The 15,676-nt window shown below is 60.7% G+C and carries 12 protein-coding genes; 7 read left to right on the forward strand and 5 right to left on the reverse strand.

The window, feature by feature from the left end:
- Nucleotides 1–3 precede the first annotated feature (3 nt).
- From ACOY6C_RS13975 to ACOY6C_RS13990, 4 genes are all read right to left on the reverse strand, one after another.
- Nucleotides 4–732 (reverse strand): cytochrome c biogenesis CcdA family protein, encoded by a 729-nt coding sequence (locus tag ACOY6C_RS13975; RefSeq protein WP_420906131.1) that lies wholly within the window; start codon nt 730–732, stop codon nt 4–6.
- A 521-nt stretch (nt 733–1,253) separates the two neighbouring features.
- On the reverse strand, nt 1,254–1,562 hold the full coding sequence (gene cutA, locus ACOY6C_RS13980; RefSeq protein ID WP_420906132.1) for a divalent-cation tolerance protein CutA: 309 nt from the start codon (nt 1,560–1,562) through the stop codon (nt 1,254–1,256).
- Nucleotides 1,559–2,050, reverse strand: coding sequence for a TlpA disulfide reductase family protein (locus tag ACOY6C_RS13985; RefSeq protein WP_420906133.1), 492 nt, complete (start codon nt 2,048–2,050; stop codon nt 1,559–1,561). The genes cutA and ACOY6C_RS13985 overlap by 4 nt, the downstream gene beginning before the upstream one ends.
- A 212-nt stretch (nt 2,051–2,262) precedes the next feature.
- A complete protein-coding gene (locus ACOY6C_RS13990) occupies nt 2,263–4,245 on the reverse strand; it encodes a UbiD family decarboxylase (protein ID WP_420906134.1) in 1,983 nt (660 codons plus the stop codon).
- Between the two features lie 268 nt (nt 4,246–4,513).
- Here ACOY6C_RS13990 and ubiE point away from each other — a divergent pair, with 268 nt between their 5' ends.
- The 6 genes from ubiE (at nt 4,514) to ACOY6C_RS14020 (ending at nt 12,985) form a co-directional block, all read left to right on the forward strand.
- Nucleotides 4,514–5,263 carry a bifunctional demethylmenaquinone methyltransferase/2-methoxy-6-polyprenyl-1,4-benzoquinol methylase UbiE gene (gene ubiE / locus ACOY6C_RS13995; protein WP_420906135.1) on the forward strand — a complete coding sequence of 250 codons (750 nt, stop codon included), beginning with the start codon at nt 4,514–4,516 and terminating at the stop codon, nt 5,261–5,263.
- Nucleotides 5,264–5,268: 5 nt separating this feature from the next.
- Complete coding sequence (gene ubiT / locus ACOY6C_RS14000; RefSeq protein ID WP_420906136.1) at nt 5,269–5,943, forward strand: ubiquinone anaerobic biosynthesis accessory factor UbiT; 675 nt, start codon at nt 5,269–5,271, stop codon at nt 5,941–5,943.
- Between the two features lie 7 nt (nt 5,944–5,950).
- The gene (gene ubiB / locus ACOY6C_RS14005; RefSeq protein ID WP_420906137.1) at nt 5,951–7,591 is read left to right on the forward strand and encodes a 2-polyprenylphenol 6-hydroxylase; all 1,641 of its coding nucleotides are present in this window, start codon (nt 5,951–5,953) and stop codon (nt 7,589–7,591) included.
- 729 nt (nt 7,592–8,320) lie between these two features.
- Complete coding sequence (locus ACOY6C_RS14010; RefSeq protein WP_420906138.1) at nt 8,321–9,316, forward strand: ABC transporter substrate-binding protein; 996 nt, start codon at nt 8,321–8,323, stop codon at nt 9,314–9,316.
- A gap of 10 nt (nt 9,317–9,326) precedes the next feature.
- The gene (locus ACOY6C_RS14015) at nt 9,327–12,113 is read left to right on the forward strand and encodes a hybrid sensor histidine kinase/response regulator (protein WP_420906139.1); all 2,787 of its coding nucleotides are present in this window, start codon (nt 9,327–9,329) and stop codon (nt 12,111–12,113) included.
- 68 nt (nt 12,114–12,181) lie between these two features.
- A complete protein-coding gene (locus ACOY6C_RS14020) occupies nt 12,182–12,985 on the forward strand; it encodes a sulfite exporter TauE/SafE family protein (protein WP_420906140.1) in 804 nt (267 codons plus the stop codon).
- A gap of 15 nt (nt 12,986–13,000) precedes the next feature.
- Here the strand turns inward: ACOY6C_RS14020 and tyrS are convergent, their stop codons facing one another.
- Nucleotides 13,001–14,212, reverse strand: coding sequence for a tyrosine--tRNA ligase (gene tyrS / locus ACOY6C_RS14025; protein ID WP_420906141.1), 1,212 nt, complete (start codon nt 14,210–14,212; stop codon nt 13,001–13,003).
- A 267-nt stretch (nt 14,213–14,479) separates the two neighbouring features.
- Between tyrS and ACOY6C_RS14030 the strand changes: the two genes are divergently transcribed.
- A complete protein-coding gene (locus tag ACOY6C_RS14030) occupies nt 14,480–15,613 on the forward strand; it encodes an anhydro-N-acetylmuramic acid kinase (RefSeq protein ID WP_420906142.1) in 1,134 nt (377 codons plus the stop codon).
- Nucleotides 15,614–15,676: the final 63 nt, after the last annotated feature.

The following is a 15,676-nucleotide window of genomic DNA, read 5'->3' on the forward strand; positions in this document are numbered from 1 at the left end:
TTTTCAGCCGAGCTTGGCCAAACCCGGAAACCATTGCAGGATCAGGCTGGATATCCTATTGAAATCACCAAAGAAAATCATTACACCCACCAGGGTCAGCAGGGCTCCGGAAATCATCTCGATCTTGTGCAGATGGACCCGCACCCGTTCGAAAACGCCGAAGAAGATGTTGATCGCCACGCCGGTGATCAGAAACGGCACTCCCAATCCTGCCGAATAGACCGCCAGCAGGGAGACCCCCTGGGCAATGTTATCCTGTCCGCCGGCCACGGCCAGGATCCCGGCCAGGATCGGTCCCACGCACGGGGTCCAGCCGAATGCGAACGCCAGGCCGATCAGAAAGGCTCCCAGGGGGCCGGAAGGTCTCTTTTCCGGATTGAAGCGGGCTTCGAAGTTCAAGAAGCCGATGCGGAACAGTCCCATGTAGTGGAGTCCGAACAGGACGATCACGGCGCCGCCCAATTTGGCGAGCAGTTGCATGTGGTTCAAGAGCAGCTGGCCCAGATAGGTCGCCGAGGCTCCCAGGCCGATGAACACCAGCGAGAAGCCCAGCACGAACCACAGGCTGTGCCAGCCGGCCCGCCAGGCGGATTGGGCATCGTTGCCCTGGCGCAGTTGTTCGACCGAAATGCCGCTCATGAAACTGATATAGGCCGGGGCCAGGGGCAGGACGCACGGAGAGAGAAAAGAGAGCAATCCGGCGAAGAAGGCGGCGGCGTAGGTGACTTCCATGGTGGTGTACCTTTGTCGTCGTGGCGGTGGATGATGGGTGGGAGTGGGGATGGTCGGAACGGTTCCCAATTGCCGGGGTCCAGGGGCCAGTGGCCCCTGGTGGGTTCCAAGGGCAACGCCCTTGGGACTTTATCCTTTGGATTTTGCCTTGCGCGCGCTTTTCACATAAGCCCGTTTTCGCGTCCTTTGCGAAAATGGGCGCAAGCGCGCGGTCTTTAATGGGCCCCCTCTGTTGCCTGTCAGGGGCATGGGGGGGGCGAATGGCTCGCGGCATAAGCCGCCTCCGGCGGCCTGTTCAAGGCAAGGGTTCCTTGGGACGTTTTGCAAAGGAGCAAAACGTCCCAAGGAACCAAGGCGGCGCGCAAGCTTTTTTTCGCAAAAAACGCGAAAAAAAGCTCTTTTGTAGAGCGCGCTAAAGTCAAAAGCAAAGGCAAGGGCAAAGGCCGAAGTCCCGGAGGCTCTGCCTCCGGACCTCCGCCGGGGACCTTCGGTCCCCCGTCCCCTGCAACGATTTTATCGCCTCACCCCTTCAACCACGCCAAATAGGCCGGATTCCCATCCTCCACCGGCAACGCGAGAATCTCCGGAACCTCATACGGATGCAACACCAGCAACCGCGTCCGCATCGGCGCAAATCGGGCACGGTCCGTCTTGATCAACAACGTCCACTCCGGCTCCTTGTGAACCTCCCCCTGCCACCGGTAGATCGATCGCCCCGCCGGCAGAATATGCACACAGGCCGCCAATCCCTCTGTCACCAACACCTCGGCCAGCGACTCGGCCACCGCCTCGTCCGGCGCGGTCGTCACCACCACCAACGCATCGGTCACAACAACGGCTCCACCATCTTCTTCATCTCGTTGAAATTCAAACCACCCACATGCGCCTTGGCCACCTTGCCCTCGCGATCCAATACCTTCGTCACCGGCAACGCGAACACACCTCCCAACGCCTTGGCCAACCCCTGCACCACCCGCGTCTCACCATAGGCGACCGGATAGTTGATCCCGTGCTCCTCCATGAACCGCACCAGCTTCTCCCGATCCGGCTTCTCCATGTAATCAATGCCCAAGACCACCAATCCACGCTCTGCATAAGTCGATTGCAGCTTGATCAGCTCCGGAATCTCCTCCAGACAGGGCGGACACCAGGTGGCCCAGAAGTTCACCAACACCACCTTGCCCTTCAACTCCGGCAGACGCAACGTCTTGCCATCCGTGAGGGTCAACGGCGTGTTGATCCCGGTATCATCCGCCGCATGCAGCGGCAGCGTGAACAGTATGAGTGCGAATGCAAATACAAGCAGGCGTCGTGTCATCCCAGGCACCTTGCAATCATGGTCAGAAACAAAACCCTTGGAGAAGGGTCTCCCAAACGCTCTTTTCTCAACAGAAACTTGTGATGATGGGGGGAGAACCCCCGCACCATGGACCTTCCCTTCGGGAGTGCCATGCATTTGCCAAACAGCCTCTTAGAGCGCGCCAGAAACCCGAAGTCAAAAGCCAAACCTCGGAAACTCCGTCTCCGCGCTTAAGCCGGGGATCTTGCGGTCCCCCGTTGCCATGGTGGAGGTTCTGAATCGTCACAAGACGACAAACCCAATCGGCGCCACTTTTCAGCCACCCTGGCCTCGACCTCGGGATCCATCACCAACGGCACCCCCCAATCCCGTCCGGTTTCGTCGCGGCTTCGCGACGTGGCATCCACGGCCCAACGACCCGTTTCCGCCTCCACCCGCACATCCCTGCCCGGATCGGTCCGGGTGGCCAGCGACCACGCCAGATCCGCCAACGAATCCACACGGGTATCCCGATCCACGATCCACACCTGATCGGCACCCTCCCCAGGGGCGACCAGATCCCATACCCCATCGATCACCCGATTGCCCAGACCCGGACGGTTACCATGGAACTCCCGAAGGGAGGTCGATGGTAAGGGGGGTGAGGGGATTCTCCCCCCGTCATTCAAGTTGCGGTCCTCCACCCGCAGGACGCACATCCGTCCGCCTGGCAAGGAAAATCCTTCCAATACCGCCGGTTCGCGAGCGCGCAATCGATCCAGCCAACCGCGCATGCCCACGCCCCGAATCTCCGGCAAGGGGGATGCGGCGCGCTCCTCGACCGGCCATTTGCTCGTGGCATCGATCCCCATCTTGCCACCCAGGCCGGACAACGGCGAGGAAAAATCCAGATAGTCGATCGGCGTGTTGCGCAGGATGTGCAGGTCGCGACCACCATGGACCTGTCGTTCGATGGCGCCGAGCACCGCGCCCCAATCGTCGATCGCCACCCCCGGATCAACCACCACGACATATTTCACATAGAGGAATTGTCTCAAGAACCCCCACAATCCGGCCATCACCCGAAAAGCATGACCCGGATAGCCCTTCTCCAGGGCGATCACCGCCACCCGATAGGAGCAGGCCTCCATGGTGAGATGGAAACCACGAATCTCCGGGAACTGTTTTTTCAGCAACGGGGTGAAGACCCGGTTCAGGGCCAGGGCCAGGATGGCCGGCTCATCCGGCGGACGCCCGGTGAAGGTGGAGAGATAGATGGCCTCGCGGCGCATGCTCATGCGCTCGACCGTGAAGACCGGAAAGCGGTCCACTTCGTTGTAATAGCCGGTATGGTCCCCGAACGGTCCCTCGGCGGCGAGGGTATTGGGATCGACCATCCCCTCGAGCACGATTTCGGCATGAGCCGGCACCGGCGGATAGGGGGCGTGTTCGGGGGCCACCTCGACGCGGCTGGAACGCAGCAGTCCGGCGAAGGCGTATTCGGAAAGGCTCTCCGGGACCGGAGTCACCGCGGCGAGCAGGGTGCCGGGATCGCAGCCGATCACCACCGAGACCGGCATCGGACGTCCGCCCCAGGCGCGCAGGTGCTGCGCCCCGCCGCGATGGGCCAGCCAGCGCATGATCACCCGCCGGCGGTCCAGCAGCTGCATGCGGTAGACGCCGAGATTCAAGGGTCCGCCCTCCGGCGCACGGGTCACCACCACTCCCCAGGTGATGAGCGGCGCGGCATCCCCAGGCCAGCAGGTCTGAATCGGCAGCCGTCCCAGATCCACCGACGCCCCTTCCCAGACGATCTCCCGGCACAGGGGATGTCGCAGGGTGGTGGTAGGCATGTGACGCACCCGGGCCAGGCGCGTGATCAGATCACGGGCATCCTTCAATCCCCGGGGCGGTTCCGGATGACGCAGCGCGGAGAGCAGTTCACCCAGCTGTTCCAGCTCCTCGACCCGACGTCCCATGGCCAGGCCCACCCGCTCCTCGGTGCCGAACAGGTTGGCCAGGATCGGCATGGCGCAGCCCTTCGGACGGGTAAACAGCACCGCCGGTCCGCCGGCGTGCAGCAGGCGCTGACAGATGGCGGTGATCTCCAGGCGGGGATCGACCGGTTCGTCGATGGTGACCAGAAGACCGCGCGCCGACAACAGATGGATGAACTCCCGCAGATCGCGGAAAGCGCGTGGACCGGTGGATGGGGTGGGATGTGCGTTCGTCATGGGGTTGGAATTCTACATCGATTCAACCAAGAAGAATAAGGGATCTCGTTTCATTTCGCGATCATCCGGGAGATCCCCGCTCCTTCGACCTGGGAAACCCCGCGCCACCCCCGCCGGTTGGGGATTTTTGATCAAGAAATAAACAATTATCGAAAATCTGTTGGGAAACGGTTTCCAATCCGCCGCAACATCGTTAGAATCCCCGGCAACCCGATCTCCAATCGGAAAAGCCAAACGACGTACTTATTCAAGAGGAGTTCCCGCTTTCATGAGCGAAGCGTCCACCACCCACTTCGGTTTCAGCGAAATCCCCTTGAGCGAAAAGGTCCACAAGGTCCGTCAGGTGTTCGATTCGGTCGCCCAGAGCTACGACCTGATGAACGATCTGATGTCCATGGGTATCCATCGACTCTGGAAACGGTTCGCCATCCGCCGGCTGCGCATCAAGCCCGGCGACCGCCTGCTCGACGTGGCCGGCGGCACCGGGGATCTGGCCAAACTCATGCACGAAAAAATCCACGGCCAGGGGGATATCACCATCTTCGACATCAACGCCGCCATGCTCGAACAGGGTCGCGGTCGCCTGGCCGATCAGGGGTGCGTGGCCGGCATCCGCTGGGTGCAGGGCAATGCCGAACAGCTCCCCTTTCCGGACAACACCTTCCACGCGGTCACCATCGGTTTCGGCATCCGCAACGTCACCCAGATCGAGGCGGCACTCGCCGAAATGACCCGCGTGCTCCGTCCCGGCGGTCAGTTTTTGTGCCTGGAGTTCTCCCACGTCGCCCTGCCCCTGTTGAAACCCTTCTACGAGACCTACTCCTTCCGGATTCTGCCGGAGATCGGCCACTGGGTGGCCAAGGATCGCGACGCCTATCAATATCTGGTGGAGTCGATCCGCCGCTTCCCGGAACAACAGCGCTTCAAGGCCATGCTCGAGGATGCCGGCCTGTTTCAGGTCCACTATCACAATCTCACCGGCGGCATCGCCGCCGTGCATATCGGCCACAAGGTGTGATCGCCATGCTCGCCTCCCTGATCGCCATGCCCTTGCAACTGCTCCCGAAACCGGTGACCGCCGTGACCTTGAGCATTGTGCTCAATCTGTTCTTCAAGCGCTACCCGGAACTCAAGGAGCGGCTCACGGAACTCTCCGGCAAGCTCTTCGAGTTCCACGTCGAGGATCAATCCCAATCCTTCTTCATGGAGGTGACCGATGCCGGCGACGTGCTCATCCACACCTATGCCGACTCCCTGCCCCATGTGGTGATGTCCGGCAAGACCAGCGCCTTTCTGTCGCTGCTCTTCTCCACCACGGATCCGGATTCGCTCTTCTTCTCGCGCCAGCTGCAACTTTCCGGGGAGACCGATACCGGTCTGCGTTTCAAGAACATCCTCGACAACGTGGAGATCGACTGGGAAAAGGAGCTGGCGGTCCTGTTCGGCAGCCAGGGTGCCAAGGTGCTGATGGATCTGGCGCGCCGCACCGAAAAACGGATCGAGACCGGCAAGACCCACGCCGAATCGAATCTGGAGGCCTGGATCAACCGTCAGAACGCGCCGCGCGCCGCGCATCTCCAGTCGCTCAAGAACCAGTCCGAGGCCATGACCAAGGAGCTGGACCGACTCGAGGGACGCATCGCCCGCGCCTCGAAACGGTTCGCGATCCTGGCCGCCCACCCGCATCCCACCGAATAGCACGGCGATGCTCCTTCTGACCAATGTCCGCACCGTGCGCCGGATGCTCGGAATCCTGAACATCCTGGCCATCTACGACGCCGAACCCCTGGCTTCGCGCTTCCTGCCTCTGCGCCTGCTCGCCTGGCTGGTGGGGCTCTGGCCCGGCGTGCGCCGGCTGCGTCGCACCCTGACCCCGGAGGCCCGGCTGCGCCGCATCCTCGAGGAGCTGGGACCCACCTTCATCAAATTCGGCCAGGCCCTCTCCACCCGCATGGATGCCCTGCCCGAGGGGGTCGGTCTGGAGTTGAAAAAACTCCAGGACGAGGTTCCGCCATTCCCCATCGAGACGGTACGCCGCATCATCGCCGACGATCTGGACGGTCCGGTCGAGCAGTTCTTCTCCCGCTTCGATCCCACCCCGGTGGCCTCGGCCTCCATGGCCCAGGTCCACCGCGCCCTCACCCGCGACGGCCAGGAGGTGGCGGTCAAGGTGATGCGCCCCAACGTGGAATCGCTGGTGGAGCAGGATATCCAGATGCTCACCACCCTGGCCAACCTCATCGAAACCCATATCCCGGAGCTGCAACGGTTCCAGAGCCGTCGGGTGGTGGATGAGTTCGCGGCCACCATTCGCAACGAGATGAACTTTCTGGTGGAGGGCGGACGGGCCCAGAAGTTCCGTGATCACTTCAAGCACGATCCGGAGATGCATGCCCTGGCCGTGCTCTGGCCCCTCACCACCCGCCGGGTGCTCACCCTGGAGTGGTGCGACGGCATCCCCATCGACGAACTCTCCTTGCATCCGGAACTCAAACACGACGCGGCCAAGATCTCCCGCAACATCATCACCAGTTTTTTCAAGCAGGTGTTCCGGGATGGGTTTTTCCACGCCGATCAGCACCCCGGCAACATCTTCGTGCGCCCGGACGGCACCCTGACCATCCTCGATTTCGGCATCATCGGACGGATCTCGATGCGGGATCGGATCCTTCTGGCCGAACTGATGCGCGGCTTTCTGGATCGCAACTACCGCAAGGTGGCCGAGGTTCACCTGGAAGGGGGGCTGGTCCCGCGCGGCACCAATCTCGACGAGTTCGAGGATGCCTGCCGCCAGATCGGCGAGCCGATCTTCGGCCAACCCTTGAAAGAGATCTCCATCGCCAAGCTGCTCGCCCAGCTCTTCAAGGTGACCGAACAGTTCGACATGCCGGTGCAGCCGCAACTGCTGCTGTTGCAAAAAACCATGTTCACCCTCGAAGGGGTGGGTCGCGAGATCAATCCGGATCTGAACATGTGGCTGTTGGCCGAGCCGCTGATCACCAACTGGATGATCGAACACCTCGGTCCGGTCGGCAAGATGCGCGAGATGAAGGAGCGGGTCAAAAAGACCAACGATGCCGTGGCCATGCTCCCGGAGCTGCTCTACAACGGTCTGGAACGGCTGGCCACCGATCGGGTCCGGCTCCACATCCACTCCGCCTCCCTGGCCCGTCTGGAGCGACGCCTCGGATTGGGTTTCCATCGCCAGTCGGCCTCGATCACCGGTGCCGCGCTTTTCGTGGGCGGCGCGATCATGGTATCCGCGGGCCTGTCGGTCTGGTGGTTCGGTCCGCCGCTCGGCCTGGCAGCGATCTATTTCATGCGCGGCATGCGGCCCATTCGGTAATACGGTAACGAGAACAACCCCTTCCGATGTTTCCGAAGGTTTGGAAAGGAAAACCGTGTCCGGCTACTGCGTTGTTTTATAATTTTACTTGTTAATGGTTTGTTAATAATTTGCATGATGGGGAGAACCCCCTCACCCCCCTTGCCATGGACCTCCCTTTGGGAGTTCCATGGTAAACCTGTTTCGTTTGACACGCATCGATTGTGCCCCAATCCCCCAGCCCGGATCGATGCAAGGACTCTTCCACGCCCCGCGCCTGAATACCACCTACCCTGGTTCCGGTAGAAAATCGCCACTTTTTCCAAACAATCCCACGAAAAACCAGATTTGTGCGGAAAATGACTCGGAAAGCGCCCGCAAATCGCGTAAAATGGCCAAGCGCGACAAGGAGCATTTGTTGGGATCCGCCTGTTCGCGGGCGCCTTGATCATCGGCATGACCGGTTTTTCTACGCCATCGATCCGCCGATCATGGCCAATGTCGAGATGTGATCGACAAACGTGACGACTCGCCAGGGCGTCTGGCCTGCGTGAGAACAAGACAGAGCGCGCTAAAAAACAAACTCAAAAGCAAACCTCGGAGACTCCCTCTCCGCACGGAAGCCGGGGATCTTGCGGTCCCCCGTCCCCTGCGATGGTGGGGGTCGTGAATCATGAATCGTTACGATTGCGAAAAGGTTGATCACCGGTTCGCGACACTTGCAACACCGTGGGGAGACCAATCATGCGCATGAACCAACTGATTCCCTTGTGCCTGGCCCTGCTCATGGGGTGCGACCAGGCGCCCGCCCCGGATACCAAGCCACGGGTGGCGGTTCCGCTTCAGAAAATTGCCGTGGCCTATACGAACCAGCCGCAAAGCACCCTGATCCAGGTTGCGGTGGCCAAAAACTACTTTGCCGAGGAGGGGCTTGAGATCGAATCCATTCTCCACACCTTTGGCAAGGCCTCCCTGCAATCGCTGCTGGACCACAAGGCCGTTTTCGCCACGGTCGCCGAAACCCCCTTCATGTTCAATGTGCTCAAGGGCGAAAAAATTTTCATCATCGCCAACATCGAGGCCAGTGGCTTGAACAACGCGATCGTCGCCAGAAGGGATGCCGACATCGCCCAACCATCTGACCTGAAAGGCAAACGCATCGGCTTCACGCCCGGCACCACCTCGGATTTCTTTCTGGATTCTCTGCTGACCGCCAACGAGCTCCGGCGCGAGGATATCCAAACCGTTCCCCTGAAACCCGAAGAGATGCAGGAGGCCGTCATGGATCGGAAGGTGGATGCGGTCTCCACCTGGAACTACCCCCTGACGCAAATCAACAAACAACTCGGAAAGAACGGGATTCTCTTCGCCGATCCGACCATCTATACCGAAACCTACAATGTCGCCGCACATCAGGATTATGTCCACAAGAATCCGGAAACCGTGAAACGGTTCCTGCGCGCCATCATCAAGGCCGAGGATTTCAGCCGCCTGAATCCCGCCGAGGCTCAGGCCATCATGTCCACCGCAACGAAAACCGATTTGGACCTGGTGCGTGAGGTGTGGAGTATTTTCAATTATCAGCTGGTGCTTGACAAAAGGCTTGTAATCACCTTAGAAGATGAATCGAGATGGGCCATGAAGCATCGCTTGACCGAACAGACGGAGATGCCGGATTTTCGCCAGTTCATTCATTCGGACAGCCTCATGGCTGTCAAACCACAAGCGTTTAGTGGCAACAGGTAGATTCAACACCATGCGCGTAACAAGCCAGTTGAATGCGATTGTGATCGTCACGATAGCTATTATCGTTGTTCTGGTCCCCTTTCTCATCTGGTCCTACGATGCCGCCAACGACGCCAACGATGCATTCCAACTGGCCCATAAAATTCAATCGATTTTTTTTGATCGCACCTCGAGCAGCGACAGATATGCGCATGATCATGAAGAATTGACCCGCATGCGCTGGAACGAAAGCAATCAGGCCTTCATGCAGATCCTGGAACAGGCCAAAATTCAATATCAAACACCCGACTATCAAGAGATCATCTCCAGCATCCTCATCAATGCCGAGTACTCGGTCATCCAGTTTGACAAATTGACTAAAATAATTGAAAAAATCAATACCGATACATTGAATTACGAAATTCACAACGAATATCTGCAACGCCTCTCCAGTCAGCTCCTGTTGAGATCCGCGACCATCCACGATGCGATCATGCATCTGCAAGATCGGACCGCCAAACGGATGAATCACAACTACATGCGCCTGGCTGTTCTGGTCATCCTGCTCACCAGCGTCCTGACCACCCTCACCATCCTGGTGCTGTTGCGGCTGGTGCGCCTGATCAACCGGCGTCTGATCCCCCTGCATGACAGCACCCGCATCATCGCCGACGGGGATCTGACCCACCGCATCGAAACGGGTGGCTCGGATGAGTTCACCGATCTGGCCCGCTCCATCAATGCCATGACCGACACCCTGGTACTGGAGATCGATGCGCGCCGCAAGCTGGAGAAGCTGGCGCAAAAAAACAACGAGGCGCTTCAAAACGCCCACCGGGAGCTTCAGATCAGCGAAGCGCGCCTGCGCTCGATTCTGGACAACACCTCGGCGCTGGTTTTCATGAAGGATCTGCACGGGCGCTATCTGTTCATCAACCGCCAGTATGAAGAGCTGTTCCATGTTGCCAACCAGGATCTGGCGGGCAAAACCGATTTCGATATTTTTCCGCCCGAGCAGGCGGCGATCTTCGAGGCCAACGACCGGCTGGCCCTCTCCAGCGCGACCCCGATCCAGACCGATGAGATCGTCCCGCATGACGATGGCCCACATTTTTACATCTTCATCCGTTTCCCGCTCAGGGACGTGGATGGCAACCCCTATGCGGTGTGCGCCATCGCCACGGACATCACCGAGCGCAAGCGCGGAGAGGAAATTCTGCGGGAGAACGAAAAGCGGTTGCGCGAAGCCAAGGAGCAGGCGGAAAAGGCGGCGAGAGCCAAGAGCGAATTCCTGGCAGCCATGAGTCATGAAATTCGCACGCCGATGAATGTGGTGCTGGGCATGTCCGAGATCCTGCTGGAAACCGACCTGGACGACTCCCAGCGCCATTTTGCCCAGACCATGTACCACTCCGGCAAGGCTCTGTTGGGGATCATCAACGACATTCTGGACTTCTCCCGCATCGAGGCCGGACGGATCGCCCTGGTGGAGGCGCCTTTTTCGCTCCAGCGGGTGATTCGGGAGACCGTGCAGTCGATGCGGGTGGTTGCCGAGAAGAAAGGTCTTGCGTTGAATGTGACCGTGCAACCCGGCATGCCCGAGATGGTTCTGGGCGATCACGGGAAGGTGCGCCAGGTCCTGGTGAATCTGTTGGGCAATGCCATCAAATTCACCCATCACGGCCATGTGGAGGCGACCTTGAGCCCCTTTCCCCGGCAAGCGGGGATGGTGCAGTTTCGAATCGTGGACACCGGAATCGGCATAGCCATGGAGCAGATCCACGACATCTTCGAACAGTTCATTCAGGCGGATGCCAGCATCACGCGACGCTATGGCGGCTCGGGTCTGGGACTGGCCATCTCCAAGCGCCTGGTGGAGTTGATGGGCGGGGAGATCTGGGTGGAGAGCCGTCTGGGCCATGGCAGCACCTTTTTCTTCACCTTGCCGGTCCGAGCGGTCGAAGCGCCGGCGACCCGGACCACCCCGGACGGGTCGTCCACCCGTGACGGCTTGCGGAGTCTGCGCATCCTGCTGGCGGAAGACCAGATCGCGAACCAGATGGTGATCCAGGACTTCCTGAACGGCACCAGCCATCGATTGGTCATGGTCACGGATGGGATGGACGCGGCGGCGCGCGTTCAGACGGAACCGTTCGACGTGGTGTTCATGGCTCTGCGGATGCCGGTCCTGGACGGGACCGCGGCCACCCGTCGCATTCGCGCCTGGGAAAAGGAGATGCGACGCGCACCGGTGCCGATCATCGCCCTTTCCGACCATGACGAAGAGGAGTCGTCGCCATGCGGTCAGGCCAGCGAGTTCGACGCGTACCTGACCAGGCCGATCGACCGGATGACGTTTCTGGAATCCTTGCAGCGCATCGCCAGCCAGGGATCCCCTGCCACGGATGCCAGAGGACTGCACATTCTGCTGGCGGAAGATACCATTGAAAATCAACTGCTCATCAAGGCCTATCTCATGAAGACCGATCACGTCCTGGTGGTCGCCAACGATGGGATGGAAGCGCTCGCCCAGGTACGGAAGGCGCGGTTCGATGTGGTGATCATGGATGTCCAGATGCCGCGCATGGACGGCTATACCGCCACGCGCCACATTCGACAGTGGGAGCAGGAGCATGGTTCCCGCCACCTGCCCATCATCGCCCTGACCGCCCATGCCATCGAAGGGGAGGTGGAACGCAGTCAGGAGGCTGGATGCGATTTCTATCTCTCCAAGCCGATCAAGAAGCGCACGTTGCTGGATATGCTGCAACGGATCGCCGCTTCCATCTCCCCGGTCGTGGTTCCCCACGCGAACTGACCGGACAACGCCCCCGTGGGGGGGATCCGCGCGCTTTCCGCGCGCTCCAATCGCCACCGGACACGATCATGGCCTTGCTCTCCACCCATTTACCCGTCTACATGCTCTGTGGCCTGGCCGCTGGACTCATCGCCGGCATGTTCGGCGTCGGGGGTGGGATCATCGTGGTGCCGGCCCTGCTGTTTCTCTTTCATCTGGATGGGGTCGATCCGTCGGTCGTCATGCAGCTGGCGGTCGGCACGTCGCTGGCCACCATCGTCATCACCAACATCTCGGCCACCTGGGCGCACCATCAACGGGACGGCGTGAACTGGAGACTGGCACGCCTCTACCTCGCCGGCACCCTGATCGGCGCCTGGATCGGCTCGCAACTGGCCGCCGTCATGAGCGGCACGATGTTGATCGTGCTGTTCGGACTGTTCGAAATCGCGGTGGGCATCAAGATGGTGCGCGCCAGGCCCCAGCACTCCGGCGCGCAACGGATTCCGGATCCGGTCACCCCGGCACTGGGGATCGTGATCGGCACCATCAGCTCTCTGTTCGGCATCGGCGGGGGCACCCTGTCGGTCCCATCGTTGACCCTGCTCTCCGGACTGCCGATGCGTCAGGCGGTGGGCACCTCCTCGGCCATCGGCGTACCCCTGGCCCTGATCGGCGCGATTGGTTTTGTGCATGCCGGCTGGCATCACCCGGCCCTGCCCGAGGGAACGCTCGGCTTTTTTCACCCGCTGGCCTTTGTCGGCATCGTCATCGGCACGCTGTTCACCACCCGTTTGGGGGTGCGTCTCGCCCATGTGCTGGATCCGATCCTGTTGAAAAAGGGGTTCGGGATTTTCCTGGTGATCGTGGGGATCAAGCTGGCCTTGCGGTGAGCGGTTCAGGCCGCATCACCGGATCACCACCACCGCATGGCGCAACTTGCCCACCTTGATCCGATGGGAGCCGGGGGTCAGCATCAGGCGCGGATCATCGGCCTTGACCCCACCGACGCTCACCGCCTGCTGACGCACCAGCCGGATCCCCTCGGAGTTCGAGGCCACCATGCCAGCCAGGCGCATGGCATCGACAAGACCCAACGGCTCACCGGCACTCTCCACGCTGATTTCCGGCAGATCTTCCGGGATCTCCTTTTGGGAGAAGCGGGCTTCGAACCGTTCGCGGGCGTGTCGGGCCTCTGCGGCGCCATGAAAGCGGGCGGTCAACTCCATGCCGAGCTGCTTTTTGGCCTCCATGGGATGGAACCGTTCCGCGCGGGTCTCCTGTTCCAGGTGACGGATCTCCTCCAGGGAGAGATCCGACAACAGATCGAAATAACGCCACATGATCGCATCCGGGATCGACATGAGCTTGCCGAAGATCTCATCGGGGGGATCCTGAATGGCGATGTAGTTGTTGAGCGACTTGGACATTTTCTGCACCCCGTCCAGCCCTTCGAGGATCGGCAGGGTGATGACGCATTGCGGCTCCTGGCCGTACTCCTTTTGCAGCTCGCGGCCCATCAACAGATTGAAGGTCTGATCCGTGCCGCCCAACTCCACGTCGGCATGCAGGGCCACGGAGTCATATCCCTGCACCAGGGGATAGAGGAACTCGTGCAGGGCGATCGGGCGTTCGGCCTTGTAACGCTTGGTGAAATCGTCCCGCTCGAGCATGCGGGCCACGGTCTGCCTGGCCGCGAGTTGAATCATCTGCGCCGCGGTCATGGCGTTCATCCAGGCGCTGTTGAAGACCACGCGGGTGGTTTGGGGATCGAGAATGCGAAACACCTGGGCCTTGTAGGTTTCGGCATTGACGGCGATCGCCTCGGGCGAGAGGGGTTTGCGGGTTTCGCTTTTTCCCGTGGGATCGCCGATCAGGCCGGTGAAATCGCCGATCAGGAAGATCACCTCGTGACCAAGCTCCTGGAACTGGCGCATTTTCTGCAACAGGACCGTGTGACCCAGATGGAGATCCGGCGCGGTGGGATCGAAGCCGGCCTTGATCTTCAAGGGGGTGTTGGTTTGGATGGCGCGGGTGAGTTTTTGAGCGAGCGCATCCTCGGAGAGGATCTGCACCGTACCCCGACGGATGATGGCCATTTGTTCAGCAACGGATTTCATCGTATCGTGTCCAAGGATGGGGTTGAAGGTGGATCCCGGCTGACGGGATCCGATCCACTATAGCCAAACCGGATCCACATTGCCACCGGCAGCGTCGATTCGGGTTGTGGCCTGGGATATGGAGTCTGTCTGGCGATTGCCGGGCAGGCTCTTACAATTTTTGACAATTCGCGAATTGACAACCGTTTGGCAAAGTAATCACCATAAAGGATCGTGGCGGAATCGGCAACGCGGGTTCCGTCCGAGGGTTGGGAGGCCTGTTTGAGGATGGATGAGGCAAGGATTGCCATTGGTTTGATGTCTGGAACCTCGGCGGATGGTATCGATGCGGTTCTGGTGCGCACCGATGGGGTCAGGGCGCCGAGGGTGTTGGCGGATCTGCATCTCCCCTACCCGGAGGATCTGCATCGGCGAATTCTGGCGTTGTATCAACCCGGCGAGAACGAGATCGACCGTTTGGGGGTGTTGCATCGCGAGTTGGGTGGGCGTTTCGCGGAGGCGGCCTTGCGGGTCTGCCAGCGGGGTGGATTGTCCATCGAGCGGGTGGCGGTGATCGGATCCCATGGTCAGACGGTGCGGCATCGTCCTCCGGATTTCACCTTGCAGATCGCCGATCCGTTCGTGATCGCCGCGCGCACCGGGGTGGTGACGGTGGCCGATTTCCGGCCCGCCGATCTGGCGCGGGGGGGTGAAGGGGCGCCGTTGGTGCCGTTGTTTCACCAGGTGCTCTTTGCCCGTCCCGGACAGCGGGTGGCGGTGGTGAATCTGGGTGGGATTGCCAATGTGACCGCTCTGGCGGGTGATGACCGTGCGCCATTGATCGCCGGGGACACGGGTCCGGCCAACACGTTGCTCGATCTGTTGGCCACCCGTTTGAACGGTGGTGCGCGTGCCGTGGATCGGAATGGTGATGCCGCGCGGCGCGGCAGGGTGGATGATGAGGCGTTGGCGTGGTTGATGGCCCATCCTTATCTGGCGCGACCGTTTCCGAAATCCACGGGGCGGGAGGCGTTCGGTTCTGAGTTGTTGGAGCGGTTTCTGACCATTTTTCCGCATTTGGCCGGGGATGATGGTTTTGCCACCCTGACCCGCTTCACCGTCGAGTCGGTTGTGGAGGCTGCCTGTCGGTTGTTGCCGCCCTATCCGGAGCGCATGATTTTGTGTGGGGGTGGTGCGCGCAATCCAGCCCTGGTGGCGGGGATGGCGCACAGGTTGCCGTTGGCGCGGATTGCGGATGCCGAGGATTTGGGGGTGGATGTTTCCACGTTGGAGGCGCAGGCGTTTGCGTGGTTTGCGGTGCGGACGTTGCGGGGGTTGACCTCCTCGGTGACGGGGGCGACCGGGGCGGAGATGCCGGCGGTGTTGGGGGCGATCCATCCGGTGACGGTGGGACAGGTTTGACTGTCGCAGGGGACCGCAAGGTCCCCGGCTTAAAGTGCGGAGGCGGAGCCTCCGAGAGTCTTG

Origin of the sequence: Candidatus Magnetaquiglobus chichijimensis, assembly GCF_045865675.1 — a bacterium.
GTDB lineage: Bacteria > Pseudomonadota > Magnetococcia > Magnetococcales > Magnetaquicoccaceae > Magnetaquiglobus > Magnetaquiglobus chichijimensis.

Coding starts and splice junctions, on each gene's coding strand:
- ACOY6C_RS13975 (WP_420906131.1), bottom strand. CDS start 732: ATGGAAGTCACCTACGCCGCCGCCTTCTTCGCCGGATTGCTCTCTTTT.
- ACOY6C_RS14030 (WP_420906142.1), top strand. CDS start 14,480: ATGGATGAGGCAAGGATTGCCATTGGTTTGATGTCTGGAACCTCGGCG.
- ACOY6C_RS14020 (WP_420906140.1), top strand. CDS start 12,182: ATGGCCTTGCTCTCCACCCATTTACCCGTCTACATGCTCTGTGGCCTG.
- ACOY6C_RS14015 (WP_420906139.1), top strand. CDS start 9,327: ATGCGCGTAACAAGCCAGTTGAATGCGATTGTGATCGTCACGATAGCT.
- ACOY6C_RS13985 (WP_420906133.1), bottom strand. CDS start 2,050: ATGACACGACGCCTGCTTGTATTTGCATTCGCACTCATACTGTTCACG.
- ubiT (WP_420906136.1), top strand. CDS start 5,269: ATGCTCGCCTCCCTGATCGCCATGCCCTTGCAACTGCTCCCGAAACCG.
- tyrS (WP_420906141.1), bottom strand. CDS start 14,212: ATGAAATCCGTTGCTGAACAAATGGCCATCATCCGTCGGGGTACGGTG.
- ubiE (WP_420906135.1), top strand. CDS start 4,514: ATGAGCGAAGCGTCCACCACCCACTTCGGTTTCAGCGAAATCCCCTTG.
- ubiB (WP_420906137.1), top strand. CDS start 5,951: ATGCTCCTTCTGACCAATGTCCGCACCGTGCGCCGGATGCTCGGAATC.
- ACOY6C_RS13990 (WP_420906134.1), bottom strand. CDS start 4,245: ATGACGAACGCACATCCCACCCCATCCACCGGTCCACGCGCTTTCCGC.
- ACOY6C_RS14010 (WP_420906138.1), top strand. CDS start 8,321: ATGAACCAACTGATTCCCTTGTGCCTGGCCCTGCTCATGGGGTGCGAC.